This is a genomic window from Cellulomonas sp. PhB150, assembly GCF_003755175.1.
Classification (GTDB): Bacteria; Actinomycetota; Actinomycetes; order Actinomycetales; family Cellulomonadaceae; genus Cellulomonas.
Map to the genome: position 1 here is coordinate 246,687 of NZ_RKHX01000004.1, position 25,063 is coordinate 271,749.

Annotated in this window: 26 protein-coding genes and 1 riboswitch; of the genes, 7 read left to right on the top strand and 19 right to left on the bottom strand. The window is 72.8% G+C overall.

What is annotated here, in order from left to right; translation table 11 throughout:
• Position 1 precedes the first annotated feature (1 nt).
• Positions 2-1,084, bottom strand: coding sequence for a thiamine ABC transporter substrate binding subunit (locus EDF34_RS14205; RefSeq protein WP_123372148.1), 1,083 nt, complete (start codon positions 1,082-1,084; stop codon positions 2-4).
• A 77-nt stretch (positions 1,085-1,161) separates the two neighbouring features.
• A riboswitch (TPP riboswitch) is annotated at positions 1,162-1,276 on the bottom strand.
• Between the two features lie 101 nt (positions 1,277-1,377).
• On the opposite strand from EDF34_RS14205, the gene EDF34_RS14210 reads away from it, so the two are divergent.
• A complete protein-coding gene (locus tag EDF34_RS14210; protein WP_123372149.1) occupies positions 1,378-1,662 on the top strand; it encodes a DUF4235 domain-containing protein in 285 nt (94 codons plus the stop codon).
• Here the strand turns inward: EDF34_RS14210 and EDF34_RS14215 are convergent.
• Together EDF34_RS14215 and EDF34_RS14220 are read right to left on the bottom strand one after the other, a co-directional pair.
• Entirely contained in the window at positions 1,646-2,035 is a 390-nt protein-coding gene (locus tag EDF34_RS14215) for a glyoxalase/bleomycin resistance/extradiol dioxygenase family protein (protein ID WP_123372150.1), read from the bottom strand. The genes EDF34_RS14210 and EDF34_RS14215 overlap by 17 nt on opposite strands.
• Complete coding sequence (locus EDF34_RS14220; RefSeq protein ID WP_123372151.1) at positions 2,032-3,510, bottom strand: NAD(P)/FAD-dependent oxidoreductase; 1,479 nt, start codon at positions 3,508-3,510, stop codon at positions 2,032-2,034. The genes EDF34_RS14215 and EDF34_RS14220 overlap by 4 nt, the downstream gene beginning before the upstream one ends.
• A gap of 89 nt (positions 3,511-3,599) precedes the next feature.
• Between EDF34_RS14220 and EDF34_RS14225 the strand changes: the two genes are divergently transcribed.
• Together EDF34_RS14225 and EDF34_RS14230 are read left to right on the top strand one after the other, a co-directional pair.
• Complete coding sequence (locus EDF34_RS14225) at positions 3,600-4,043, top strand: hypothetical protein (protein WP_123372152.1); 444 nt, start codon at positions 3,600-3,602, stop codon at positions 4,041-4,043.
• On the top strand, positions 4,040-4,921 hold the full coding sequence (locus EDF34_RS14230; RefSeq protein ID WP_123372153.1) for a hypothetical protein: 882 nt from the start codon (positions 4,040-4,042) through the stop codon (positions 4,919-4,921). Before EDF34_RS14225 ends, EDF34_RS14230 begins: the two co-directional genes overlap by 4 nt.
• A 55-nt stretch (positions 4,922-4,976) precedes the next feature.
• On the opposite strand, the gene EDF34_RS14235 is transcribed toward EDF34_RS14230, so the two are convergent.
• The 9 genes from EDF34_RS14235 to EDF34_RS14275 form a co-directional block, all read right to left on the bottom strand.
• Positions 4,977-5,549 carry a hypothetical protein gene (locus tag EDF34_RS14235; RefSeq protein WP_158615096.1) on the bottom strand — a complete coding sequence of 191 codons (573 nt, stop codon included), beginning with the start codon at positions 5,547-5,549 and terminating at the stop codon, positions 4,977-4,979.
• A 159-nt stretch (positions 5,550-5,708) separates the two neighbouring features.
• Positions 5,709-6,119: a nitroreductase/quinone reductase family protein gene (locus tag EDF34_RS14240; protein WP_123372155.1), complete on the bottom strand. Its 411-nt coding sequence runs from the start codon at positions 6,117-6,119 to the stop codon at positions 5,709-5,711.
• A 16-nt stretch (positions 6,120-6,135) separates the two neighbouring features.
• The gene (locus EDF34_RS14245; RefSeq protein ID WP_123372156.1) at positions 6,136-7,719 is read right to left on the bottom strand and encodes an ABC-F family ATP-binding cassette domain-containing protein; all 1,584 of its coding nucleotides are present in this window, start codon (positions 7,717-7,719) and stop codon (positions 6,136-6,138) included.
• Positions 7,720-7,765: 46 nt separating this feature from the next.
• Entirely contained in the window at positions 7,766-8,143 is a 378-nt protein-coding gene (gene mnhG, locus EDF34_RS14250; protein ID WP_123372157.1) for a monovalent cation/H(+) antiporter subunit G, read from the bottom strand.
• Positions 8,140-8,538 carry a monovalent cation/H+ antiporter complex subunit F gene (locus EDF34_RS14255; protein ID WP_123372158.1) on the bottom strand — a complete coding sequence of 133 codons (399 nt, stop codon included), beginning with the start codon at positions 8,536-8,538 and terminating at the stop codon, positions 8,140-8,142. Before EDF34_RS14255 ends, mnhG begins: the two co-directional genes overlap by 4 nt.
• Complete coding sequence (locus EDF34_RS14260; protein ID WP_123372159.1) at positions 8,535-9,089, bottom strand: Na+/H+ antiporter subunit E; 555 nt, start codon at positions 9,087-9,089, stop codon at positions 8,535-8,537. Before EDF34_RS14260 ends, EDF34_RS14255 begins: the two co-directional genes overlap by 4 nt.
• A complete protein-coding gene (locus EDF34_RS14265; RefSeq protein ID WP_123372160.1) occupies positions 9,086-10,663 on the bottom strand; it encodes a Na+/H+ antiporter subunit D in 1,578 nt (525 codons plus the stop codon). The genes EDF34_RS14260 and EDF34_RS14265 overlap by 4 nt, the downstream gene beginning before the upstream one ends.
• Entirely contained in the window at positions 10,660-11,148 is a 489-nt protein-coding gene (locus EDF34_RS14270; protein WP_123372161.1) for a Na(+)/H(+) antiporter subunit C, read from the bottom strand. Before EDF34_RS14270 ends, EDF34_RS14265 begins: the two co-directional genes overlap by 4 nt.
• The gene (locus tag EDF34_RS14275; RefSeq protein WP_123372162.1) at positions 11,145-14,168 is read right to left on the bottom strand and encodes a Na+/H+ antiporter subunit A; all 3,024 of its coding nucleotides are present in this window, start codon (positions 14,166-14,168) and stop codon (positions 11,145-11,147) included. Before EDF34_RS14275 ends, EDF34_RS14270 begins: the two co-directional genes overlap by 4 nt.
• 397 nt (positions 14,169-14,565) lie before the next feature.
• On the opposite strand from EDF34_RS14275, the gene EDF34_RS14280 reads away from it, so the two are divergent.
• Positions 14,566-16,665 carry a (Fe-S)-binding protein gene (locus EDF34_RS14280; RefSeq protein WP_123372163.1) on the top strand — a complete coding sequence of 700 codons (2,100 nt, stop codon included), beginning with the start codon at positions 14,566-14,568 and terminating at the stop codon, positions 16,663-16,665.
• Positions 16,662-17,009: a VOC family protein gene (locus EDF34_RS14285; protein WP_123372164.1), complete on the top strand. Its 348-nt coding sequence runs from the start codon at positions 16,662-16,664 to the stop codon at positions 17,007-17,009. The genes EDF34_RS14280 and EDF34_RS14285 overlap by 4 nt, the downstream gene beginning before the upstream one ends.
• A gap of 189 nt (positions 17,010-17,198) precedes the next feature.
• Here the strand turns inward: EDF34_RS14285 and EDF34_RS14290 are convergent, their stop codons facing one another.
• A complete protein-coding gene (locus tag EDF34_RS14290; RefSeq protein WP_233575401.1) occupies positions 17,199-17,633 on the bottom strand; it encodes a MarR family winged helix-turn-helix transcriptional regulator in 435 nt (144 codons plus the stop codon).
• Between the two features lie 103 nt (positions 17,634-17,736).
• On the opposite strand from EDF34_RS14290, the gene EDF34_RS14295 reads away from it, so the two are divergent.
• On the top strand, positions 17,737-19,632 hold the full coding sequence (locus EDF34_RS14295) for an ABC transporter ATP-binding protein (RefSeq protein WP_123372166.1): 1,896 nt from the start codon (positions 17,737-17,739) through the stop codon (positions 19,630-19,632).
• A 4-nt stretch (positions 19,633-19,636) separates the two neighbouring features.
• Here EDF34_RS14295 and EDF34_RS14300 read toward each other — a convergent pair whose 3' ends face one another.
• From EDF34_RS14300 to EDF34_RS14325, 6 genes are all read right to left on the bottom strand, one after another.
• The gene (locus EDF34_RS14300; protein WP_123372167.1) at positions 19,637-20,212 is read right to left on the bottom strand and encodes a hypothetical protein; all 576 of its coding nucleotides are present in this window, start codon (positions 20,210-20,212) and stop codon (positions 19,637-19,639) included.
• A complete protein-coding gene (locus EDF34_RS14305; protein ID WP_148076646.1) occupies positions 20,209-20,742 on the bottom strand; it encodes a hypothetical protein in 534 nt (177 codons plus the stop codon). Before EDF34_RS14305 ends, EDF34_RS14300 begins: the two co-directional genes overlap by 4 nt.
• 71 nt (positions 20,743-20,813) lie before the next feature.
• Positions 20,814-21,947, bottom strand: coding sequence for a hypothetical protein (locus EDF34_RS14310; RefSeq protein WP_123372169.1), 1,134 nt, complete (start codon positions 21,945-21,947; stop codon positions 20,814-20,816).
• Entirely contained in the window at positions 21,948-22,523 is a 576-nt protein-coding gene (gene dcd, locus EDF34_RS14315; protein ID WP_123372170.1) for a dCTP deaminase, read from the bottom strand. It lies immediately after the preceding gene.
• Between the two features lie 30 nt (positions 22,524-22,553).
• Entirely contained in the window at positions 22,554-23,207 is a 654-nt protein-coding gene (locus tag EDF34_RS14320; RefSeq protein WP_123372171.1) for a response regulator transcription factor, read from the bottom strand.
• On the bottom strand, positions 23,204-24,316 hold the full coding sequence (locus EDF34_RS14325) for a sensor histidine kinase (protein WP_123372172.1): 1,113 nt from the start codon (positions 24,314-24,316) through the stop codon (positions 23,204-23,206). Before EDF34_RS14325 ends, EDF34_RS14320 begins: the two co-directional genes overlap by 4 nt.
• Before the next feature lie 142 nt (positions 24,317-24,458).
• Here EDF34_RS14325 and EDF34_RS14330 point away from each other — a divergent pair, with 142 nt between their 5' ends.
• Positions 24,459-24,914, top strand: a complete 456-nt coding sequence (locus EDF34_RS14330) for a DUF6069 family protein (protein WP_123372173.1) — start codon at positions 24,459-24,461, stop codon at positions 24,912-24,914.
• The last annotated feature ends 149 nt before the right edge of the window (positions 24,915-25,063 follow it).

The window sequence follows — 25,063 nt, forward strand, 5'->3', positions numbered from 1 at the left end:
GTCAGCCGATCACCGTCTGCGACCAGTCGGCGAGCCACGTCGCGCGGTTCGCCGCGATCGCCGCGGGGTCGACGTCGAACGGCGTCGTCGCGAGCGGTGCGAACTTCTCCCAGTCGGCGGGGATCGCGACGGCCTTGCTGACCGGGTACATGTACATCGACCCGGGGATGTCGGCCTGGACCTCGTCGGACAGCAGGAAGTCGATGAGCTTCTCGGCGCCGGCGGGGTTCTTCGCGCCGGCGAGGACGCCGGCGTACTCGGTCTGCCGGAAGCAGGTGTCGAGCAGCGCGCCGGTCGTCGCGTCGCCGCCGCCCTTCGGGACGGTCGACGGGGGCGAGGACGCGTAGGACAGCACGATGGGCCGCGGGCCGTCGGCGCCGCCGCCGCTGAAGTCGGTGAAGTAGGCGTCCGACCAGCCGTCGGCGACCTTGAGGCCGTTCTTCTTCAGCGCCTCCCAGTAGGCCTGCCAGCCGTCGTCGCCCTTGGCGCCGATCGTCGCCAGCAGGAACGCGAACCCGGGCGACGAGGTCACCGCGTTCGGGACGACGAGCAGGTCCTTGTACCTCGGGTCGGTCAGGTCGTCGAGGCTCGTGGGCTCGGCCAGCTTCTTCTTGGTGAACCAGGCGTGGTCGACGTTGATGCAGACGTCGCCGTAGTCGACCGCGGTCAGGCCGTCGCCGACGGAGTGCTGGGCGGCGTCGGCAGCGGCGGGTGCGGCCGACGTGTAGGGCACGACGACGCCCTCGTCGATCGCCCGCGACGCGAACGTGTTGTCGATGCCGAACGTCGCGTCGCCCAGCGGCGCGTCCTTGGTGAGCACGAGCTGGTTGACCAGCGCGCCCGCGTCGCCCTGCTGGACGACCTTGACCGTGATGCCGGTCTGCGCGGTGAAGTCGTCGAGGATCCCGTCGGACAGCGCGAAGCTGTCGTGGGTCACGAGCGTGACGGACCCGGGTGCCGCGCTCGTCGTCCCGCCGGCGGCCGGGTCCGGGTCGTCGGACGACGACGAGCATGCGGCGAGCGAGGCCGCCGCGAGGGTCGCCATCAGGGCGGTCGTGGCGACCACCGAGATCTTCTTCGGCATGGTGCGTGTTCCTCCATCGTCTGGAGGGGTCTCCGCGCTCGTCGTCGGTGACCTGCAGGCGCCCGACGACGACCACGGAGATGAGAAGCCCGACTCCCTACGCCGGTGCAAACCGGATCAGGTTCGAGGGTCTGCGGTTGTCCGCACTCTCAGCGTCCAGGCACCTGGCCTGACGCTCCCCTGTCGTTCGTCGCCCATCGTAGCTCCGACCAGCTCCAACCGGCTCCAACCAGCACCGACGCCCGCCGGACGATACGGTCGGAGCAGACCCCGTTCGTCACCAGGAGGCACCCGTGTCCGACAAGAAGAGCCAGACGATGGTCGCGCGCCTCGTCGGCACCGCCACCGCGCTCGGTGCCGCCTGGATCGTGCAGCAGGCCATCGCGCAGGGCTGGAAGGCCAAGACGGGTCACAAGCCCCCGAAGCCCGACGACGACAGCGACGCCGGCGTCGCCGAGCTGGTGGCCGCCGCCGCGCTGACCGGCGCTCTCGTCGCCGTCGCCCGCGTGCTCGCGACCCGCGGCACCGCCCGGTTCACGGCGAAGCACGACGACAAGGACCTCAACCCGCTCGACTGAGCTCCTGCACGACCTGGACGGGCTGCCCGTCGGGGTCCGCGACCCAGGCGATGAGCAACCGGCCGAGCCACTCGTGGGGCTCCTTGAGCACGACCGCGCCGAGCTCGGCCAGCGCGGCCACGACGTCGTCGGTCCACACCACGACGGCCGCGCGCTGACCCGACTCGACCGGGGACAGTCCGTGGTCGTCGCGCGTGGACGCGACCGAGGCGATCCCGAGCGTGCAGCCGTCCAGCCGCAGGTCGACGTGGATCGGGTCGCCCTCGGTGGGCACGCGGAACGTCTCGACGAACCCGAGCCGCGCGTAGAACGCCGCCGAGCGCTCGACGTCGGTGCTGAACAGGACGACCTGCGGGTCGCGGAACCGGTTCACGCCGCCGGTCCCAGCGCGGGTGCCTCCGTGATCGAGAAGGCCTCGCGCAGCGCGCGCCGCGCCGCGTACCAGCCGCTCAGCCCGTGCACGCCGGGCCCGGGAGGCGTCGACGCGGAGCAGAGGTACACGCCGTCGCGGCCGGTCGAGTACGGCTCCCAGGACGCGGTGGGCCGCGCGAACATCTGCTTGATGGTCGCCGCCCCAGCTGAGATGTCGCCGCCCACGTAGTTCTCGTTGTGCTCGCTCATGTGCGCCGCGGGGATGCAGCGGCTCGCGACGACCACGTCGCGGAACCCGGGCGCGTACCGCTCGATGTGCGCGGTGACCGCCTCGGTGACGTCGACGTCCGAGCCCGACGGGACGTGCGCGTAGGTCCACAGCGGGCGCCGTCCGCCCACCCGGCGCGTCTCGTCGACCACGCTCGGGTCGCTGAGCAGGAGCATCGGGCGTTCGGCGTGCCGTCCGGCCGCGACCTCGGACTCCGCGTGGGCCATCTCCGCACGGGTGCCGCCGACGTGCACCGTGCCGGCGCGGCCGACGTCGGGCACCGTCCAGGGCACGGGACCGTCGAGCACGAAGTCGACCTTGGCCGCGGCGTTGCCGTACTCGAACGCGTCGAGCCGCTGCCGCGCGCGCGGGGGGAGCCGGTCGCCGAGGACGGTGGTCAGGGTGCGGGGCGTGGTGTCGAACAGGTAGCAGTGCGCGGGTGGCAGGTCCTCCCACCGGGCGACGCGCAGGTCGGTGACGATCTCCCCGCCGTGCGCGAGCAGGTCGGCGACGAGGGCCGCGGTGATCGCGCCCGAGCCTCCCCGAGGGATCGGCCAGCCGTCACCGGCATGCCCGAGCGACGCGAGCAGCAGCGCGGTCCCGGCGGCGGCGAACGAGGGCAGCGGGGTGATCGCGTGCGCCGCGACGCCGGTCAGCAGCGCGGGCGCGACGTCGTCGACGAACCGCCGGTCCCACGCCCGGGTCCCCTGCTCGAGCACGGCCAGCCCGAACGCCGTCGCGGTGCCGAACCCAGCCGGGAGCAGGCCCGACGGGATCGACCGCTTGTCCCCCAGGGCCACCGCGACCGTGTGCTCGTGGTGCTCGGCGAGCCGCCCGACGAGCGAGCGCCACGCCCCGCCGTCGACCCCCAGCGCGTCGACCGTGCGGTCGAGGGACCGGTAGGACAGGCCCGCCCGGCCGTCCGGCAGCGGCTGCGCGAAGGAGACGTCGGGCGAGAGCAGCTCGACGCCCCGCGCCCGCAGGTCGAACTCGGCGAAGAACGGCGACGCCCACGCCATCGGGTGCACCGCGGAGCAGATGTCGTGGACGATCCCGTCCGCCAGCCCGAGGTCGAGCGTGCGAGCACCACCCCCGACCGTCGGCTGCGCCTCGAGCACCTGGACCCGCAGTCCCGCACGGGCGCAGGTCACCGCTGCGGCGAGCCCGTTGGGACCGGACCCGACGACGACGACCTCGGCACGTGACACGCATCGATCTAATCACCCCCGCGGGGTGCCCGGCGCTGGCATAGTGACGCCCAGCGACCTCTCTGGGGGATGGTCGGCAAGGGGGCACGATGAGCACGACCACGTTCGACGCGGCCGAGTCCGCGCAGCGACGGGTAGCCAGGCGGGTGACGGTCGGCACCGTCGTCGTCCTGCTGCTCGTCGCACTGTCCGGGCTCGAGGCCTGGCCGCTGACGTCCTTCCGCCTGTTCTCGACGGTCCGGACGGGCACCTCGGTCGGCCTGCAGCTCCAGGCGGTCGGACCCGACGGCACCCGGACGCCCGTGCGAGTCCCGGCCAACCAGGTCATGAGCACCACGACCCACCAGTTCGCGCACCTCGCGCACGCGCGCCCGGAGGTGCAGCGCGCGAAGGTCCGCGCGTGGCTGTCCACCGCGGGCATCGACCCCGCGGCCGTGACCGAGGTGGAGCTCGTCCGCACGACACGCTCGACCGACCCGACGGGCGTGTCCCACGTCGTCGGGAGCGAGGTCGTCACGGTGGTCCGGCCGTGAGGGGCCTCGTCGCGCGCGTCGACGGCGCACTCACCGCCCCCGGTCCCTGGTTCCGCCTCGTCGAGGTCCAGACCCTGCTCGCGCTCGTGATCGGCTGGCGGCTGCTCACGCGCGACTGGACGCTGATCGCGGACCGCCCGGCGGTGCTCACCCAGCACCTCAACGTCATGGCCTGGTACCCGGGCGCGCCACCGGCATGGCTGCTGGTCGCGCTCCAGGTCCTCGGCATCGCCGCGGTCGTCGCCGTCGTCGCGCGTCGCCGTCCCCGCGTCGCGTTCCTCGTCGCGTGGCTCGTCTACGTGGCGCTGTGCGCGTGGTGGGGCGCGTCGGGCAAGGTCATGCACAACGACGTGCTGACCGTGACCGTGGCGTTCCCGCTGCTCTTCGCCCGGCCGCCCGCGCGCGGGGAGACAGGCTCGACCGTCGCCTGGGGCTGGCCCCCGCGCGCCGCGCTGGTCGTCATGGCGAGCGTCTACTTCCTCACCGGGCTCCAGAAGCTGCGGCACTCGGGCCTGCACTGGGTGTTCGGCGACAACATGGCATGGATCCTGCGCCAGGGCGCCGTGGACCGGGCGGCGGGCCTCGCCTCGTTCGTCGCCGACCACGCGTGGCTCGCGCAGGGCATGGCCGGCGGGGCGCTCGCGCTCGAGCTGACCGCCCCGCTGTGGCTGGCGATCCGCCGGACGCGCGCGCTGTTCGCGGCCGCGGCACTGCTCATGCACTCGAGCATCTGGCTGCTGCTCGGTATCGACTACTCGCCCTGGATCCTGACCGTCGCGGCCGTCGCCGTGCCGATGAGCCTGCGCGCCGACCGGCCGCTGTTCGCGCGATCCCGCGTGCCTTCACCCGCGGCCAGCCCGGCGCGCGAGCTCGCATAGCGGTCGGTCGGTCCCTCCCCCGCGCGCGGCGAGGGAGGGGCCCCGACTCTCGTCGCTAGTTGCTGTAGACCGCTGAGTCACGGCTGAAGTCGTCGTTGAGCGCGACCTCGAGCGTGATGTCTTTCGGGTCCGCGATCATGAACCCGACGTCCCACTTCACGGACTTGCCCGGCTTGAGCGCCGTCTGCGGGCTCATCCCGAGCTTTGCGTCTGTGTCGAAGATCGACTCGGACTCCTCACCACCTGACGACGCCGTGGCGTAGACAAGAGTCGGATCGAACGCCTTGTCGGTGCCGTTCTTCACGGTGATGGTGAACTTCATGGGCGTCCCATCCCCGTCGGCGCCGGCCGCGTACTCACTCGGCGTGAACTTCTTCGGCTTGCCGACCGTGATCTCCATGCCGTCGTCGTAGGTGACGGTGTCTCCGAAGACCGGGTCCGAGGAGCTCGCTGGGTCTTCGCCACCGGTGTCGTCGTCGGCGGTGTCGTCAGCCGAGCTGTCATCCCCACCCGGTGTCTCTTCGGCGGCCGAGTCGCTCGGCTTCGTGACCGTGGGGGAGTCGCTCGAACACGATGTGAGAGAGAGTGCCAGGACTGCGGCGGCCATGAGCGATACCAAGCGCTTCATCGTTTCCTCCATGGGTTCCCGTCGTGTCGGCTCGATCGAGCGACAAGAGGGGCCTCCGGCCCAGAAGAAGAAATGACGATGCCCTGCCCCTGCTGCCGACGGTATTCCTGTCGGCGCACGTGCCGCTAGGTGCAATCGCCGGGGCTGGGGTCCTCGCGGTCAGCGGCGGCGCAGCTCCAGCACCGGGATGACCCGGGTCGTCTTCGCCTCGTAGGACGCGAACCCCGACGACCGCGCCTTGAACCGCTCCCACGCCTCGTCGCGCGCGGCGCCGATCAGCTCGGTCACGTGCACGTCGACCGTGCCGTCGTCGGGCGTCTCGATGCTCGTGTCGGGGTGGGCCAGCAGGTTGTGGAACCACGCGGGGTTCGTGTCTGCGCCGGCCTTGGAGGCGGCCACGAGCCACACCTCGCCCGAGTCGCGGATCGCCGCGACCGGGCTGACGCGTGCTTCGCCCGTCTTCGCGCCGCGGTGGTGCAGCAGCACGAGGCCACGGCCGAAGCCGCCTGTGGTGACCGTGCCGTCGTTGGCGCGGAACTCGTCGATGATGGTCTGGTTCCAGTCGGACATGAGCCCAGTGTGCGCCTCAGAGCGCGCCGGTCGCGGCGCTCTCCACGACCGCGCCGGATCCGTCGAAGGTCAGCAGCCGGTCGGCGACCTTGTCGATGAAGAACCGGTCGTGGCTGACGACCACCACGGCACCCGGGAAGTGGATCAGCGCACGCTCCATGACCTGCGCGCTGGCCAGGTCGAGGTGGTTGGTCGGCTCGTCGAGCACGATCACGGACGCGCCCGAGAGCAGGCAGGACGCGATCGCGACGCGTGCACGCTGACCACCCGAGAGGGTGCCGATCTTCTGCTTGAGCTCGGCCTCGGAGAACTGGAGCATCGTGAGGAAGCGGTTGACGTTCTTCTTCGTCGCGCTGAATGCCAGGGTCCCGGGTGCGGCGCTGATGAAGTGCGCGACCGTGTCGTCGAGGTCGAGCTCGTCGACCACCCGGTTGTACGACACGAAGCCCGCGCCCTTGCGCCAGACGATCCTCCCGGCGTCGGCGTCGGTCACCTCGGTGAGCACGTCGAGGAGCGTCGACTTGCCGGAGCCGTTCGCGCCGACGACGGCCACGCGGTCCCCGCGGTGCAGCGAGAAGGTGAGGTTCTCGAAGAGCGGGTCGCCGCCGAATCCCTTGGTGATGCCCTCGACCTGCACGAGGTTCTCGCTGACGTGCAGGTCGGCGTAGATCGTCGTGATGATCTCGTCGACCGGGCGCGGCGCCTGCCGCTTCTTGATGTCCGCGAGCTTGCGCGCGGTCCCCCGCTCCTTGACCGCCTGCCGGCGCGCGTCGCTCGCCTCGGCCTCGTACGCGAGCAGCTCCTCCTCGTGCGCGAACTGGCGCTCGAGCGTCTTGATGCGGGTCTGCTTGGCGCGCACGTACGCGGAGTAGCCGCCCTCGTACTCGTGCAGCCGCCGGTTCTCGATCTCGACGATCCGCGTGACCGCGCCGTCGAGGAACTGCCGGTCGTGCGAGACCACGAGCACGGCGCCCGGGTACGTCTGCAGCCAGCCCTCGATCCAGCGCACGCCGACCAGGTCGAGGAAGTTCGTCGGCTCGTCGAGCAGCAGCACGTCGGGACCCTGCACCAGGATCCGGGCGAGCGCCGCGCGGTTGCGCCAGCCGCCGGAGAGCTGGTCGACGGGCAGCGCGCGCCGATCGGCGTCGAAGCCGAGCCGGGTCAGCACGGTGTCGATCGTGTTCTCGTACGACCAGCCGTCGAGCGCGTCCATCGTCTCGAACAGCTCGGCCTGCTCGGCGAGCAGCCGGTCCATCTCGTCGGCCCCGGCCTCGCCCAGCCGCTCGCCGATCGCGTCGAGCCGCGCCTGCGTGGCGTGCACCTCAGGGAACAGGTTGCTGAGCTCCTCGACGACGCTGAGGTGGCCCTCGAGCTCGGAGAACTGCGAGAAGTAGCCGATCGTCAGACCTGCGTTGAGGTCGACCGTGCCCGACGTCGGCTCCTGGCGCCCGAGGATCAGCTCGAGGAACGTCGTCTTGCCGGTGCCGTTGCGCCCGACGAGCCCCACCCGGTCGCCCTCGCGGAGCTTGAGGAACCCCTCGCGCAGGATGACCTTGTCGTCGAACTGCATGCCGACGTTGTTCAGGCGGATCAGGCTCACGGGGTTCCTCAGGGTCGGGAGTCGCTCGACGAGAGCCGGGCAAACCCTACGCGGGCGGCCGCTCGTCGTCCTCGCGTACGACCCGGTCCAGGTCGTTCGTCAGCTCGTCCACGACCAGCAGGTCGTTGCGCACCTTCCCGGTCCGGTACCCGGCGCGCCCGACCATGTGCGCGGCCACGGGCGCGGTGAGCATCTGGAAGATCGCGACGAGCACGAGCGCCCACACCGCACCCCCGGACCGCAGCCGCAGCGCGAGGCCGATCAGCACGAGCACCAGCCCGAGCACCTGCGGCTTGGTCCCCGCGTGCATGCGCGAGAGGAGGTCGGGGAAGCGCAGCACGCCGACGCCGGCCGCGAACGCGAGGAACGCGCCGCCCAGCAGGCAGATCGCGGAGGCGACGTCCGCCACGGTGTCCCAGCTCATCGGACCTCCCCCTCGGCTCCGCCACCGTGGTGCTCGTCGGTCCCGGAGACGCGGCGGCGCTCTTCTTCCTCCTCGGCCTCGCGGCGGGCCTTGTCCTCCGCGGCGACCTCCTCGCGCGTGCGGACGCGGCCCTCGCCCTCGGGCTCGACGGACGCGAAGCGTGCGACCGTCACCGAGCCGACGAAGCCGACGAGCGAGAGCACGACGAGCACGGGCACGACGTCGGCCCGGCGCTCGACCGCCGCGTACAGCGCGACCGCCGCGATCATCGTCGTCACGACGATGTCCAGCGCCACGGTCCGGTCGAGGATCGAGGGGCCCTTCTCCGCACGCACGACGGCCAGCACCGCGCCCGCGGTCAGCAGCACGCCGCACGCGGCGATGATCCAACTCATGCGCGCACCTCCAGCAGGCCGGCGCCGATCAGCTCGGCGTCCGAGGCGAACGCGCGCAGCACGCGCTCCTCCTGGTCGAGCACCGACTGGCGCGCCGCCTCGATGCCGCCCGACTGCTGCACGTCGAGCACGTGCAGGTAGAGCATGCCGGTGAGGCGGTGCGCCTCGACGACGAGCGAGCCGGGCACCAGCGAGCACAGCTCGGCGGTCATGGTCAGGTAGAGGTCGGAGTGGCTGCGCAGCTGCACGCCGATCACCGCGCCGCGCGGCGTGTAGCGCGGCCGCAGCGCGAGCAGGCTGACCTCGAACGACGCGCGCACGAGGTCGACCGCGAACCGGACCGCGAGGCGGGCGACGCCGAGGGGCCGCACGTGCCCGTGGAACGCGAGCGGCGCCATCCGCAGGCCGGTGGTCACGGCGAGGCCGATGAGGACGCCGGCGATCACGTTCCCGAGCGACAGGTCACCCCACAGCAGGACCCAGACGACGGTCAGCCACGCGACCGTCCCCCACTGGGGACGCGGCCGGGCGCGGCGCGGGTGCAGGCTCATCCGTGGCCTCCGCCCAGGTCGATGGTGATGTGGTCGTCGCGGTCAGCGACGTCCGCCGAGTCGCCCGTGCCGCGCTCGCCGTCCGGCAGCACGGCGTCGATGTACGGCGTCCGCTCGACGAGGGCCACCGACGCGCGCTCCGTGTAGGCGTACAACGGTCCGCCCGCGAAGGTCAGGACGAGGCCGACGCCGATGAGCGCAGCAGCCGGACCGACCATCCCGAACGGCAGGTGGACCGGTCGCGGCTCGACCTCGGGGGTCTGCCAGAACGCCTTGTTCCACGCCTTGATCAGCGCGTACAGGGTGAGCAGCGAGGTGACGATGCCGCCGACGACCAACGTGTACGCCAGCGGTGTACCGACATGTACGCCGGCCTCGAGCAACCCGAGCTTGCCGAGGAACCCGGAGAGCGGGGGGATCCCGGCGAGGTTCATGGCGGGCACGAAGAACAGGATCGCGAGCACGGGCGCCACCCGAGCGAGGCCGCCCAGCCTCGTCAGCGACGTCGACCCGCCCACGCGTTCGACCAGGCCCACCACCAGGAACAGCGCGGTCTGCACGGTGATGTGGTGGGCGACGTAGTAGATCGAGGCGGTCCAGCCGGCATCCGTGGACAGGGCGATGCCGAAGACCATGTAGCCGATGTGGCTCACGAGCGTGAACGAGAGCAGTCGCTTGATGTCGTCCTGCGCGACCGCTCCGAGGATCCCGACGACCATCGTCGCCAGCGCGAGCCACATCAGGACGTCGTCGAGCCGCCCGTCCGGGAAGAGCAGCGTCTGGGTCCGGATGATCGCGTAGACGCCGACCTTGGTGAGCAGGCCGGCGAACACGGCGGTGACGGGCGCGGGGGCGGTCGGGTAGGAGTCGGGCAGCCAGGCGGACAGCGGGAAGATCGCCGCCTTGATCGCGAACGCCAGGAGCAGCAGGACCTGCAGCACGAGGCGTATCCCGGGGTCGATCTCCGGCAGCCGGATGGCGAGCTGGGCGAGGTTCACCGTGCCGGTCGCGGCGTAGATCAGCGCGATCGCGACGAGGAACAGCACGGAGGACAGCAGCGCGACGACGACGTAGATGCTGCCCGCGCGGATACGCTCCCCGGTCCCGCCCAGCGTGAGCAGCACGAACGAGGCGGCGAGCAGGATCTCGAAGCCGACGTAGATGTTGAACAGGTCGCCCGACAGGAACGCGTTGGCGACCCCCGCGGTCAGCACCAGGTAGGTCGGGTGGTAGATCGAGACGGGGGCCGACTCCTCGTCGTCGTCCCGACCCTGCGCGAGCGAGTAGAGCAGGACGCAGAGGGTGACGGCCGACGAGATCGTCAGCATGAGCGCCGAGAGGCGGTCCGCGACCAGGTCGATGCCCACGGGCGCGGCCCAGTCCCCGACGTCGACCACCAGCGGGCCGTCGTCGACGATCACCAGCAGCATGACCGACGCGATCAGCACCAGCGACAGCGCCGTGACCGACACGATCGGCTGCAGGCGCGGGCGGCGGAAGAGCGCGAGCGCGAGCCCCGCGGCGAACAGCGGGATCACCACGGGCAGCGGGACGAGCCAGCTCCAGTCGGTCATCGGCGCACCTCGTCGGCCGGCAGGCCGTCGTCCGTCTCGTCGCGCGCCGTGGCGGCCTCGTCGTCCAGGGTCTCCGAGCCCTCCTCGGTGTCGTCGTCGGCCGTCGCGCGCTCGTCGATCGCCGCGAGGCGCGCGATGCGGCGGTCCTCGACGTCGTCCTGCACCTCGTCGTGCCGGTGCAGCTGCCAGGAGCGGTAGGCCATGGCGAGCAGGAACGCGGTCATGCCGAGCGTGATGACGATGGCCGTGAGGACCATAGCCTGAGGCAGCGGGTCGCTCATCTGCCCCTCGGGCTCCACGCCGACGATCGGCGGCCGGCCCGCGGCGCCCCCGGCGACGAGGAACAGCAGGTTCGCGCCGTTGCCGAGCAGGATCACGCCGATGAGCACGCGGGACAGCGAGCGCTCGAGCAGCAGGTAGACACCGGCGGTGAACAGCACGCCGATCGTGACGACCAGGACGAGGTTCGGGGTCATGTCGATCATCGCTCGGCCCCCGATCGCACGCCGTCGTCGGAGCCGAACGCGGCGTCCTCACCGGTCTCCGCGCGGCGGTCCAGCTCGGCGCCGAGCGAGCGCAGGATGTCGAGCACGAGCCCGACGACGACGAGGTAGACCCCGACGTCGAAGAACAGGCTCGTCACCAGGTGCAGGTCGCCGATCAGCGGCAGGTGGATGTCGATGATCCAGGACTGCAGCACCGATCCGCCGAGAACCAGCGCGAACAGCCCGACGCCCGCGGACAGGAACAGCCCGAGCCCGAGCAGCAGGCCAGGCTGGACGGGCGCGGCCTCGCCGAGCTCGTACCGGCCGCCGGCCAGGTACCGCACGATCAGCGCGATGCCGGTGACCAGGCCCGCCGCGAAGCCGCCGCCGGGTGCGTTGTGGCCGCTGAACAGCAGGAACAGGGAGTAGACGATCATCGTCTGGTAGAGCAGCCGGACGACGACCTCGAAGATGACCGACCGACGCTGCGGGGCCAGGGTGCTCCCGGCGCGCAGCCACTCGCGGTCGGTGCTCGGCGCGTCGACCCGCGCCTGGTCGGTGGCACGGCGCAGCCGGGCCATCGGGTCCGGCCCAGCCCAGACGCGGCGCTCCTGGCGCGCCTCGTCGGCCCGGAAGATCTGCCCCCCGCGGCGCGAGAGGAACACGAGCGACGCGACGCCGGTCGCGGCCACCAGCAGCACCGAGATCTCGCCCATCGTGTCCCAGGCGCGGATGTCGACGAGCGTGACGTTGACGATGTTGTGCCCGCCGCCCCAACGCACGGCCTCCTCGGCGAAGTCCTCGGACACGGGCGCGTGGATCCGCGCACCGGGCGCGACGAGTGCGACGCCGGCCACCGTCAGGCCGACGGCCAGGCCGATCCCGAGCCGCACCCAGCGCGAGGCGGCCAGCGGTCGGTCGGAGAAGTACGGAGGCAGGCGGCGCAGCACGAGGACGAACACGACGAGCGTCACCGTCTCGACGAGCACCTGCGTGAGCGCGAGGTCCGGCGCGCCCTGCAGCAGGAACAGCCCCGCGACCGCGTACCCGCCGATGCCGAGCAGGATGACGGCCTTGAGCCGCCGGCGGGCGCGGGCCGCGAGCGCGGCGGAGACGATCGTCGCGGCGGCGAACACCACCTGCGCGGGCTGGTCGTACGCCTTGAGCTGGTCCGGCCAGCTCGTCTGCGTGATCGTCGTGATGCCCACCGCGAGCACGAACACGGCCAGGATGATCCCGAGGTACAGCGGCAGCGAACCACGCTGGGTGACGGCCGTGACGTCGGCGGCGACGTCGTCGAGGCGGCGCATGAACCGGCGGTAGACGCGGTCCGCCTCCGGCCCGCGGTACGCGCCGGACTGCCAGCGCTCGACCCGGTCGCGCACGAGCCAGAGCGCGACACCGGCGGCGAGGATGCCGAGCGTCAGCACGAACGTCGGCGTGAAGCCCGCCCACAGCGCGAGGTGGCCGGCCTCTCCCTCGGGGTACGTCTCGGCGTACGGCTGGAGCAGGTGCTCGCCGAGCTGCGGCAGGAGCGCGACGGCCAGGCCGAGGACGGCCAGGATCATCGCGGGCCAGACGAGCATCAGGGACGGCTTGGTGATCGGCGCCGGCTCCGCGCCGATCACGGGCTCGAGCCGGGTCGTCGTGCCGGGGCTGCTCGCGCCGTCGACCTGAGTCGCGACCGCGTCCGGGACGAGCGCGGAGGCGGGCACCACGGCACGCTTCGTCGCGAAGGCGCCCCACCACAGGCGCAGGCCGTAGGCGACGGTCAGGACGGAGCCGAGCGCGACGGCGACGAGCACCACCGGTCCGGCCGAGCCCTCGTCGAGGTGGCCGAGAGCCTCGAGCCCGGCCTCCTTGGCGACGTACCCCGCGAACGGCGGCAGGCCGATCATGCTCGCGGTGGCCAGGGCACCCGCCAGCGCGGTCAGCGGCAGGGCACGTCCGACGCCCGAGAGGCGGCGCAGGTCACGCGTCCCGGTCGCGGCGTCCACCACGCCGACGACGAGGAACAGGGCGGCCTTGAACATGGCGTGCGCCCCGAGCATGGCGAGCCCGGCCAGGGCCGTGGCGCGCGAGCCGAGGCCGACGAGCAGCGTGATCAGGCCGAGCTGGCTCACGGTGCCGAACGCGAGCACCAGCTTGAGGTCGTGCTGCCGCAGCGCGCGGTACCCCCCGAGCAGCAGCGTGCCCCCGCCCAGGACCACGACGCACCAGCGCCACGACTCGTGCGTCGAGTAGGCGGGCGCGAACCGCGCGACCAGGTAGATCCCGGCCTTCACCATCGCCGCGGCGTGCAGGTAGGCGCTGACCGGGGTCGGCGCCGCCATCGCCGCGGGGAGCCAGAAGTGGAACGGGATGAGCGCGGACTTGGTGGCCACGCCGGCGAACAGGCAGAAGATCGCAACGGTCGCGGCGGTGCCGCCGGGCGGGTGGGCGATCACCTCGGACAGGCGGTAGGTGCCCGCGGACTCGCCGAGCAGCAGCACGCCCATGAGCATCGCCAGGCCGCCGGCCGTCGTGATGACGATGGCCTGCATCGCGGCTCGTCGGCTCGCCTTGCGGTCGCTGTAGTGGCCGATGAGCAGGTACGACGTGACCGTCGTCAGCTCCCAGAACACGAACAGCAGCAGCATGTCGTCCGAGGTGACGAGGCCGAGCATCCCGCCCGCGAACGCGACGAACACGCCGCCGAACCGGCCGAGCCCGTGCGCGGTGGTCGAGAAGTAGCCCGCGCAGTAGATGAGCACGAGCGCGCCCACGCCGCCGACGATCAGCGTCATGAACCAGCTCAGGGTGTCGAGCCGGAACGTCAGCTCCAGGCCGAGCTGCGGGATCCACGAGATCCGCTCGACCGGCCCGTTGCCCTCGCGCACCGCCGACGTCCACGACAGCGCCCACACCGCCGCGCTCGCCGGAGCGAGGGCCAGCGCCCAGAAGGCCCGACGGCCCCACCAGCGCACGAGCACGGGCGCGACGACGGCTGCGGCCAGGTGGATGGCGAGCAGCAGCAGCACGCGTCCGGTCTCCGTCCTGTCGGGGCGGGGGTGGGCGGTCGGGTCGTTCCGTGGATCTGTTGTCAGGGGTCACGCGGGTACGGCACGCGGGTACGGCACGCAGGGGGCGCCGGATGGCGTCCCCAGGAGGTCCAGCGGATTGGTCAAGACTCTACCAACCGCCCGGACGGCCGGACCCCCACGCCCGCCGCAACGCCCGAGGGTTCACCTCCTGTTCCCGTTCGCCCCGGCGGACTCCCGGCCTCCCGCGACTGCTCGCCGATTCCGCATCACCTCGCCGATCGCAACCAGCGAGCTGATGCGGGATCGGCGAGCCGTCGCCCGCGTGACGGTGGGTCCGCGTCCGGCCTGCGGCGGGTCCCGGGTCGGGGGCGGGGGTGGCCGATAGCGTGTCGGCGTGGACGGGGTGCAGTGGGTCGCGCTGGTCGTGGTGGTCGTCGCGACCGTCGTCGGGGTGGGCGTCTTCGCGCGCGGCGCGACGACGATCGCCCGGACGGTCCGCATCGGACGGTCGGCCCCCGGGCGGTGGCGGCCGGTCGCACCGCGCGCGCGGCGCCTGGTCGCCGAGGTGCTCGGCCACGGCAGGTTCCAGCACCGGCCGGTGGTCAAGGTCGCGCACTGGGTCGTCATGCTGTCGTTCCCGCTGCTGTTCCTCACGCTGCTCACCGGCTACGGACAGGTGGTCGACCCCGGGTTCACGCTCCCGCTCGTCGGGCACCTCTGGCCGCTGGAGTGGGCCATCGAGGCGTTCGCATGGGCCTCGCTGCTGGGCATCGCTGCGCTGTTCGTCCTGCGCCTGCGGCTCCGCCCCCGCGGCGACGACGCGCGACGCTCGCGGTTCTTCGGCTCGAACCAGGCCCAGGCGTACTTCGTCGAGGCGACCGTCGCGGTCGTCGTGCTGTGCGTGATCCTGCTGCGCGGCCTCGAGTACGCGACGGGCGACGAGTCCGCATGGCACTTCCCGCTCACCGCCTGGTTCGGCGGCTCCTGGCGCAGCGTCGAGACGGGCACGCTCGAGACCGCGACCGTCGTCGTCGCGACCGTCAAGATCGTCGTCTCGATGTCCTGGTTCGTGGTCGTGGGCCTGCAGCCGACGATGGGCGTCGCGTGGCACCGGTTCCTCGCGGTCGTCAACGTCTACGCGCGTCGCGAGCCCGACGGCCGCCCCGCCCTCGGCCCCCTGCAGCCGATCACCACCCAGCACGGCCCGGTGGACCTCGAGGGCCTGGACGACCTGCCCGACGACGCGCGCCTCGGCGTCGGCGCCATCGAGGACTTCACCTGGAAGGGCCTGCTCGACTTCTCCACCTGCACCGAGTGCGGCCGCTGCCAGGACCAGTGCCCCGCGTGGGCCACCGACAAGCCCCTGTCCCCCAAGCTCGTCACCCTCGCGCTGCGCGACCACGCCGCCGCGACGGCCCCGTACCTGCGGGCGGCCGACGAGTCGCACGCGGGCCTCGACCTCATCGGCAGCGGCGTCATCGACCCCGACGCCCTGTGGGCCTGCACCACGTGCGGCGCCTGCGTGCAGCAGTGCCCGGTCGACATCGAGCACGTGGACGCCATCGTCGACATGCGCCGCTACCAGGTGCTCATGGAGTCCGCGTTCCCCAAGGAGCTCGGCGGCGCGTTCACCAAGCTCGAGCGGCAGGGCAACCCGTGGGGGCTGCCGGCCCGGGCGCGGCTCGACTGGGCCAAGGGACTGGACTTCGAGGTGCCCGTCGTCGGCGCGGACGTGGAGTCCGCCGACGCGGTCGACTACCTGTTCTGGGTCGGCTGCGCGGGCGCCTACGAGGACCGCGCCAAGCGCACGACGAGGGCCGTCGCCGAGCTGTTGCACACGGCCGGCGTCAGCTTCGCGGTGCTGGGCGACGGCGAGGGCTGCACGGGCGACCCGGCCCGACGGGCCGGCAACGAGCTGCTCTACCAGATGCTCGCGAGCGCGAACGTGGAGGTGCTCAACGAGGTCGGCGCGAAGCGGATCGTGGTCACGTGCGCGCACTGCTTCAACACGATCGCGCGCGAGTACCCCCAGCTCGGCGGCCGGTACGAGGTGCTGCACCACACGGAGCTGCTCAACACGCTGGTCGCCGAGGGTCGGCTCCGGCCGGCCCCGCAGGAGGCCACCGACGTCACCTACCACGACCCGTGCTACCTCGGCCGGCACAACGAGATCTACTCGCCCCCGCGCGAGCTGCTCGGCTCACTGCCCGGCGTGACGATCGCCGAGATGCCCCGCAACCGGGAGCAGTCCTTCTGCTGCGGCGCGGGCGGCGCGCGCATGTGGATGGAGGAGTCGATCGGCACCCGGATCAGCACCACGCGCGCGACCGAGGCGATCGGCACGGGCGCTTCCGTGGTGGCGACCGCGTGCCCGTTCTGCACCGTGATGCTGAGCGACGGGGTCGCGGCAGCCGCGACCGAGGGGGTCGGTGTCCCCGAGGTGACCGACATCGCCCTGCTCCTGCTCGACCGCGTGCGCGAGACGTCGCCGTGATCGGCCGGCTCGACGAGGTCGTCGTCGACTGCGCGGATCCCCTCGGGCTCGCGACGTTCTGGTCGGGGGTTCTGGGCGGCACGCCTGAGCTGCGCGACCCCGACTGGTGCCGCCTGCAGGCGCCGGGATCGCCGCTGATCGCCTTCCAGCGCGTCCCCGAGGCCAAGTCGACCAAGAACCGCCTGCACCTGGACGTCCTGGTCGACGACCTCGAGGGCGCCACCGTCCAGGCCGAGTCGCTCGGCGCGACCCGCATCGGCACGCGCCACGACGACGTCGCCGGCTCGTTCCAGGTCCTGGCCGACCCCGAGGGCAACGAGTGGTGCGTGGTCAGCCCGGCCTGACCCCCGCCAGCGGGCCGGACCCACGAGGTCGGCGCGCGGCAACTGGACGCAAACAGCCGCTCTTGTGACAGGAGTCAGCTCCTGTGGCGGATTCGAGTCGACTCGAGTGCACTCTCGTCACAAGTGCGGCTATCTCGGTCGCGCGGACCGGGCCGCGGCGGCGGGGCGGGAGCGGCAGCCGGACCGGGTTCACGCCTCGTTGACGCGGCGGAGCAGCTCGACGAGGGTCGTGCGGTCCGCGTCCGAGAGCACGCTCAGCCGCTCGGCGGCACCCTGGTGCTGCTGCACCGCGACCGCCGCGAGCAGGTCGCGACCCCCGTCGGTGAGCTCGATGAGCGTCGCGCGCCGGTCGGTCGGGTCGGGGATCCGGCGGACGTGGCCGTCGGCTTCGGCCTGGTCGACCTTCGAGGTCACCGACCGCGGCGCGACGTCGAGCCGCTCGGCGATCTCGCCCAGTCGCTGCGGGGAGTCGCAGCGCGCGAGCGTCCGCAGGAATCGCAGCTGCCCCGGCGTGGTTCCCACAGAGCGCAGCAGCACGGCCGTCTCGCGCCGGACCGAGTGCAGGACACCGTAGAGCAGGTCCAGGAACTCGCCGGAGACGCCGTCGGTCGGGTGGGTGCTCACGGCCGTGAGGCTACCGAACCCCCGCCCGGTTGTGAACCAGGCACATAGTGAGTTAACCTCACCATCGGCGCAAGCCAGTTCCACCATCCCCCGGAGGCGCCCCATGTCCACCCCCCTCGGCGGCGGCGGCCCGCAGGTGATGCGCGGCTTCTTCAAGGACGGCGCGGTCACCCACCGCCGCCTCACCCGCGACACGCTGCGCCGCATCCTCGCGTTCGCCCGCCCCTACCGCTGGCAGCTCGCGCTGTTCGTCGGCCTCATCGCCGTCGAGGCGGCGGCAGGGGCCATCACGCCCCTGCTGGTCAAGAACCTCATCGACCACGGCATCGCGACGGGCGACACGCATCGCGTCGTCGTCATCGCGGCGGCCATCGCCGGGCTCGCCCTGCTCGGCGCCGGCCTGAGCGTCGCGGACCGTTACGTGTCCTCGAAGGTCGGCGAGGGCCTGATCTACGACCTGCGCACCGAGGTCTACGACCACGTGCAGCGCATGCCCCTCGCGTTCTTCAGCCGCGCACGCACCGGCGCGCTCGTGCAGCGGCTCAACGGCGACGTGCTCGGCGCGCAGCAGGCGTTCACCTCGACGCTGCAGAACGTCGTCAGCAACACGCTCACCGTGGTCTTCGTGCTCGCCGCGATGTTCTCGATGTCCTGGCAGCTGACCGCCCTGTCGCTCGTGCTGCTGCCGGCGTTCGTCCTGCCGGCCCGCTGGTTCGGCAAGCGGATCGCCGCCGTCACGCGCGAGAGCTACGAGCGCAACGCCGACGCAGCCCAGATCATGCAGGAGCGGTTCAACGTCGCCGGCGCCCACCTGGTCAAGATCTTCGGCGACCCCACCCGCGAGTCGGCCGCGTACGCCGACCAGGCCGCGCGCGTGCGCGACATCGGCGTGACCAGGGCGCTGTACGCCACGTGGTTCCGCGTCGGCCTGACCACGCTCGCGTCGATCGCCATCGCGATCATCTACGGCGCGGGCGGCGTGATGGCCATCCGCGGCGAGCTGACCGTCGGCGTCGTCGTCGCGCTGGCCGCCTACCTCGGCCGCCTCTACGGGCCGCTGACCGCGATGTCCACGATCCAGGTGGACGTGATGACCGCGCTGGTCAGCTTCGAGCGGGTGCTGGAGGTCCTCGACCTCGAGCCGACCGTGACCGACAAGCCCGACGCCGTCGACCTGCACCTGGACGTGACCCAGCGGGGCGCGGACGTCGAGCTCGCGGGCGTCGGGTTCCGCTACCCCGCGGCCGACGAGGTCTCGCTCGCCTCCCTGGAGGCCGTCGCGACCCTCAGCCACGACCCGGTCGCCGACACCCTGCACGACATCACGTTCCGGGTCCCCGCCGGGCACATGGTGGCCATCGTCGGCCCCTCCGGTGCCGGCAAGACGACCATCTCCCAGCTGGTCACGCGCATGTACGACCCGACGCGCGGCGTTGTGCGGATCGCAGGCCACGACCTGCGCGACGTCACGATGGAGTCGCTGCGCGCGACCGTCGGGGTGGTCAGCCAGGAGGCGCACCTGTTCCACGACACGATCGCGGAGAACCTGCGCCTGGCCCGCCCCGAGGCCAGCGACGCGGACCTCGAGCGCGCGCTGCGCCAGGCTCACGTCTGGACCTTGGTCGCGAGCCTGCCCGAGGGCATCGAGACCGTCGTCGGCGACCGTGGCTACCGGCTGTCCGGCGGCGAGCGTCAGCGCCTGGCGATCGCCCGGCTGCTGCTCAAGGCCCCGGACGTGGTGGTGCTCGACGAGGCCACCGCGCACCTCGACTCGGAGTCGGAGGCCGCCGTCCAGGCCGCGCTCGACGAGGCCCTCGTCGGCCGCACGTCGCTGGTCATCGCCCACCGGCTGTCGACCGTGCGCAAGGCCGACGCGATCGTCGTCGTGGAGGACGGCCGCGTCGTCCAGACCGGCACGCACGCCGAGCTCATCGCCGCGGGCGGCCTGTACTCCGAGCTGTACCGCACCCAGTTCCGCGAACCGGCCGCGGCGGCCTGACGCCTCAGTCCTGGGCGAGCTCCGCCAGGTCGTCGACCGTGTCCACGGCCACGTCGTTGTCCGCGACCGGGTCGAGGTCCCCCGAGTCGACCGTGTACATGGCCTGCACCGGGTGCAGCAGGTCGTACGGCACGCCCGGGCCGTGGTCGGCGAGGAGCAGCATGTAGTCGTCGCTGCCCTTCTCCAGGGTGACCGTCGACGCCTCGACGTACCGCACCCCGTCGTACAGCCCACCGAGCTGCGCCACCTCGATGACGTCACCGACGGCCACGTCGCCCTTGATGACCTCCTCGACCCGCACGGTCGAGATCGTCACCACGACCCCGGGGACGTCCGTCCCCTCGTCGAGCCCCGCCTGCGGGTTGAGCGACGGGTCACCCGTGGTCGACACGATCGGCTGGTCCTCCTTGACCCGCGCGCCGGTGACCTCGCCGCGCACGACGACGTCCGCGGCGTCGACGATGTCCTGCGGCGTCTCGTAGGAGGGGTAGTCGGCGTAGGAGGTCACGACCTCGGGGGCCGAGGAGCAGCCCGCGAGCGCGAGCCCGGACGCCGCGACGAGCACGAGCAGAGCCCTCATGAGTACTTCACCACTTCGCTGATGTCGTAGGACTGCGGCTTGTAGATCTTGGCGGGGTCACGGTCGTACTTCATGAGCGACGCCTTCGTGGTGGACGGGTTGTCGGCCAGCTTCAGCGCGTGGCCGAGCTCGTGCGTGCTCGTCGACAGGATCCAGGTCTTGAGGCTCGAGCCGGCCCGCGCCTCGAGGTACTGCACGTTGACCTCGACCCTGAACGTGCGGCTCGACCCGCTGCCGGTGGGCGTGTAGCGGCCGCCCCAGCTGTAGTTCCACCGGCCGGCGGTGTACGAGTTCTTCGAGGTCGACGAGCGCGTGATGTGCGTGCCGGCGCTCGTCGCGTTCCAGTAGCCGCGCGCGGTGTCCAGGTACCCGATCCACACGTCGTTGATGCTGACCGGGCGCACCGAGAAGCTCAGCGTCGACAACCCGCCGTCGTAGTAGGTCGCCGACGCGGACTGCTGCGTCGCGCCCACGGCGAGCAGTCCTACCGCCCCGATCGCGACCCCGCGCAGCACTGACCGTCGAATCATCACGAGCCCCCTCGATCCGGGCAGATCGCCCGGTCGGAACGTAGGGCCAGCGGGCCCCGGGGGTCAAGGACTCAGAGGTCGCGGGGATCCACGAGGAAGTCGGCCTCGTCGGCGATCTCCCCGCCGACGGCCTGGTGCACCGCACGCGCGACCGCGTGCATGGTCGAGGCCGCCCGACGACGGGCCACGCGGTGCTCGAGCGTCGGGCGCTCGGCCTCGAGCTCGTCGACGACGACGGGCTCCCAGTGGATCCGGTACGCCACGACCCCGCGCTGCGCCCACTCGACCGCCTGCAGGAGCGGCGGCACCTCCTCGGGCTCGCCCACCTCGACCGCGATCATGCCGTCCACCCCGAGGTCGACGAGCACCCCGAACGTCTCGACCGCCTGCGGGGTGCTGAGCATCATCTCGTCGAACGCCGCGGCCTCGGCGAGCAGCCGGCGCCGCTCCTCGGGGTCCCGCACGCCGTGCTGGTCGAGCGCCGAGCGCAGGCCACGGCCGCCCGGCTCGGTGATGCCGTGCGGGGCGTCGCCGACGCCGTGCCGGCCGGCCCCTTCGAGGGGCCCGTCCCACGCGCGGGGCGGCACCGACAGGCGGGCGCGCGGCACGGCGGACTGGACGATCGCCAGCGCCTGGTTCGGCTCGACCCACCGGTCGGTGAGCACGGTGAGGTCGATGGCGCCCTCGATGTCCGGGGCGAGGATCGTCCCGCGCCCACCCACGCGCACCGAGCCGCCGAGGCGGCGGGCGGCGTCGACGAGCCACTGCACGACGCGCTGCTCCTCGCGCACGGGCAACCCGTCGGCGAAGGCGCGGTTGATGCCGTCGCGGTCGCCGCCCGGGTAGGGCTTCTCGCCGCGCTCACGCGTGCACGCCACGTCGTACACCTGGCCGGTCGCACCGGGCAGGCCGAGCGCGACGAGGTCGTCGGGCGTGACGCCGTACGGCCCGGTCAGCGTCGAGTGCCGGGACAGCCGCAGCACGGGCGCGGCCGGTGCAGCGGTGATCCGGATGCCGAACGCGGCGGTCAGCGGCCGGCGCCCGCGCTGCGCGGGCACGTCGCCGAGCGGCTCCCAGCGGGCGGCCGCGAACCGGCTCGCGGCCAGCACCTCGACCTCCTCGGAGTCGATCCCCTCGGGCAGCGCGAGCAGGTGCCGACCCGGCAGGTGCGGGTCGTCGGTCAGGGGCAGACGAGGGAGGTCCACTCACACGTCCGTGCGGTGGAAGTTCTGCCAGGAGCGGGACGCCGTGGGGCCGCGCTGCCCCTGGTAGCGCGAGCCGTAGGCGCTCGAGCCGTAGGGGTTCTCGGCCGCCGACGACAGGCGGAAGAAGCACATCTGCCCGATCTTCATCCCGGGCCACAGCAGGATCGGCAGCGTCGCGACGTTGGACAGCTCGAGCGTCACGTGACCGCTGAAGCCGGGGTCGATGAATCCGGCCGTGGAGTGCGTGAGCAGGCCCAGGCGCCCGAGCGACGACTTGCCCTCGAGGCGCGCGGCGACGTCGTCGGGCAGCGTGACCTGCTCGTACGTCGAGCCGAGCACGAACTCACCGGGGTGCAGGACGAACGACTCGCCCTGCTCGACCTCGACGAGCCGCGTGAGCTCGGGCTGGTCCGTCGAGGGGTCGATGTAGGGGTACTTGTGGTTGTCGAACAGCCGGAAGTACCGGTCGAGGCGCACGTCGATGCTCGACGGCTGCAGCATGGCGGCGTCGTAGGGCTCGAGGGCGACGCGGCCCGACTCGAGCTCGGCCCTGATGTCACGGTCGGAGAGCAGCACGGGCCAACGGTAGCCCCGCGGCGGGGTCGGTCAGGCCCGGTCCGCGTCGTGGACCAGGAGCGCGAGCTGCGTGCGGTTCTCGAGCCCGAGCTTGAGCAGCGCGCTCGACACGTGCGCCTTCACGGTGGGGACGCTGAGGAACAGCGTCCGGGCCACGCCCGTGTTGCTCTCCCCCCGAGCGACGGCCCGCACGACGTCCTGCTCCCGCGGGGTGAGCAACGCCAGCGCCGCTCGCGCCCGCTCGCGCTCGCCCCCGGCCCGGGCAGCGGCGTCCATGAGGTGACGGGCCACCTGCGGAGACAGGACCGGCTCGCCCGCGGCCGCGGCCAGCACCGCGGCGACGATGCGGGCCGGCTCGGCGTCCTTGAGCAGGTAGCCCGCGGCCCCGGCGCGCAGCGCGCCCTCGATCTCGGGAGCGGTGTCGAACGTGGTCAGCACGACGACGGCCGGCGGGTCGGTGCGGGAGCGGACGACCCGGGTCGCGGCGACACCGTCCGTGCCCGGCATGCGCAGGTCCATGAGGACGACGTCCGCGCGGTGGGCGTCGAGCGCGGCCGGCACCTGCGAGCCGTCCGCCGCCGCGCCGACGACGACGATCGCGCCCTGCTCGGCGCCGTCGAGCATGAGCGTGAGGCCGGCCCGGACGAGGGCGTCGTCGTCCACGACGAGCACGCGGACGCTCATGCCGGGATCCAGGCGGACAGGACCCAGCCGTCGTTCGTCGGCGTCGCGGACAGCGCTCCGCCCAGCAGCTCGACGCGCTCGCGCAGCCCGACGAGCCCCACCCCTGCCCCCGCGCTGTGGCCGCCCGCGCGCCCACCACGGTCGAGCACCTCGACCTCGATCCCGTTCTCGCGCTGGTCGACGTGGATCCGGACCGCGGCGCCGGGTGCGTGCCGGAGCGCGTTGGTCAGCCCCTCCTGCGCGACCCGGTAGGCGGCGAGGTCGACGGCGGGCGGCAGCCCGTACGCCCACAGCCGCAGGTCGACGTCGATCCCCGCGGCGCGCGACTCGGCGACGAGCGCTGGCAGGTCCGCGAGGCCCGGCGCCGGCCGCAGCTCGTCGGGCTGCTCGCGCAGCACACCGATGACCGCCCGCAGGTCCTCGAGCGCCTCGCCCGCCCCCGCGCGGACCACGCCCGCCGCGGCGGCGACCTGCTCCGGACTCAGGTCCGGCCGGTACTCGAGCGCGCCCGCGGTGGTCGCCAGCAGCGAGAGCCGGTGCGCGAGCGAGTCGTGCATCTCCCGGGCGATGCGCGTGCGCTCGGCGACCCGCGCCTCCTCGACCCGGCTCGCCTGCTCGCGCTCGGCGCGCTGGGCCCGCTCGCGCCACAGCTGCACCGCGGTCGCCCGCGCGCGGCCGTACGCACCCCAGCCGAGCAGCGCCGCGTGCACCGCGACGTCGCACACCAGCCACCACCCGTAGGGCATGCCGATCGGCAGCCACAGGCCCTGGATCGCGTGCCCGACGACGCTCGCGAGAGCGACCGGGACCGCGGTGCGCAGCGGGAACCACCGCGCGGCGACCAGCGTCCCGGCCGTCGCCGCCGGCGTCGCGGCGGGGCTCACCGCGGCGAGCGCCCCGAGCAGCACGCCGGCCAGCAGCGGCCGGGACGTGACCATGAGCAGCACCGCGAGCGCCGCGAGCCCGGCCAGCGCGTCGAGCACCCACGGGATGGTCCGCGTGCCGTCGGACCCCGCGGCCCACACCGTCAGCGCGGTGACCAGTGTCAGCACGGCGAGGGCCGGCGCGAGCACGCGGCCGAGGCGCGGCGGGGGGCAGTCGATGTCCATGGCCCCGAGCGTAGGAACTGCAGCGCCGCTGGGCGACCGACCAAAGGAGGGGGTGCGGGGACCGCCTGGCCGAGGCGGCCGACCGCGCCGGGGCGGGAGCGTCGGAGCACCGCACCACCCCGTCAACGAAAGGAGGGACGCCATGCGCCCCGTCCACGTCCCCGTCTGGTCCGTCGTCCTCGCCGCCCCGATCGCCGCGCTCGCCGTCTGGGTGGTCGCCGTCCCGATCGCCGGCGTCGAGCTGGCCGTGCCCGGTGCGGGCGACGGCTCCACGGTCGGCCCCGCCGCGGTCGTCCTGTTCGCGGCACTCGTCGTCCTGGTCGCCTGGCCCGTGCGCACGTGGTTCGCCCGACGCGCCGACCGTGCGCAGCTCGATCCCTGCGCCGCCCCGGTCGGATGGCGCGTGACCTGCGCGGTCGTCCTGGCGATCTCGCTCCTCGGCCCCCTCGGCGCGCTGGACGCCGGTGCGGTCATCGCCCTGTCCGTCATGCACGGGGTCGTCGGCGCGGTCATCGTCACCGGCCTCGACCCCCGCCACGCGCGCCGCACCGGCGTGCCCTCGCGCGTGCCGGCCGGCGCCGAGACCCCGACCAGGTGACGTGACGGCCCACGGACGGGGGGCTATGCTCTCGTCCGTGGGCTGCGTGGGAGCGATCCCACACCACTGATATCCACGCCGTCCCCGCGGCGAGGAACCGGCACAGCGGCCGGGACCGCCGGGGGAAGTGCGTGATCCTGACGAGCACG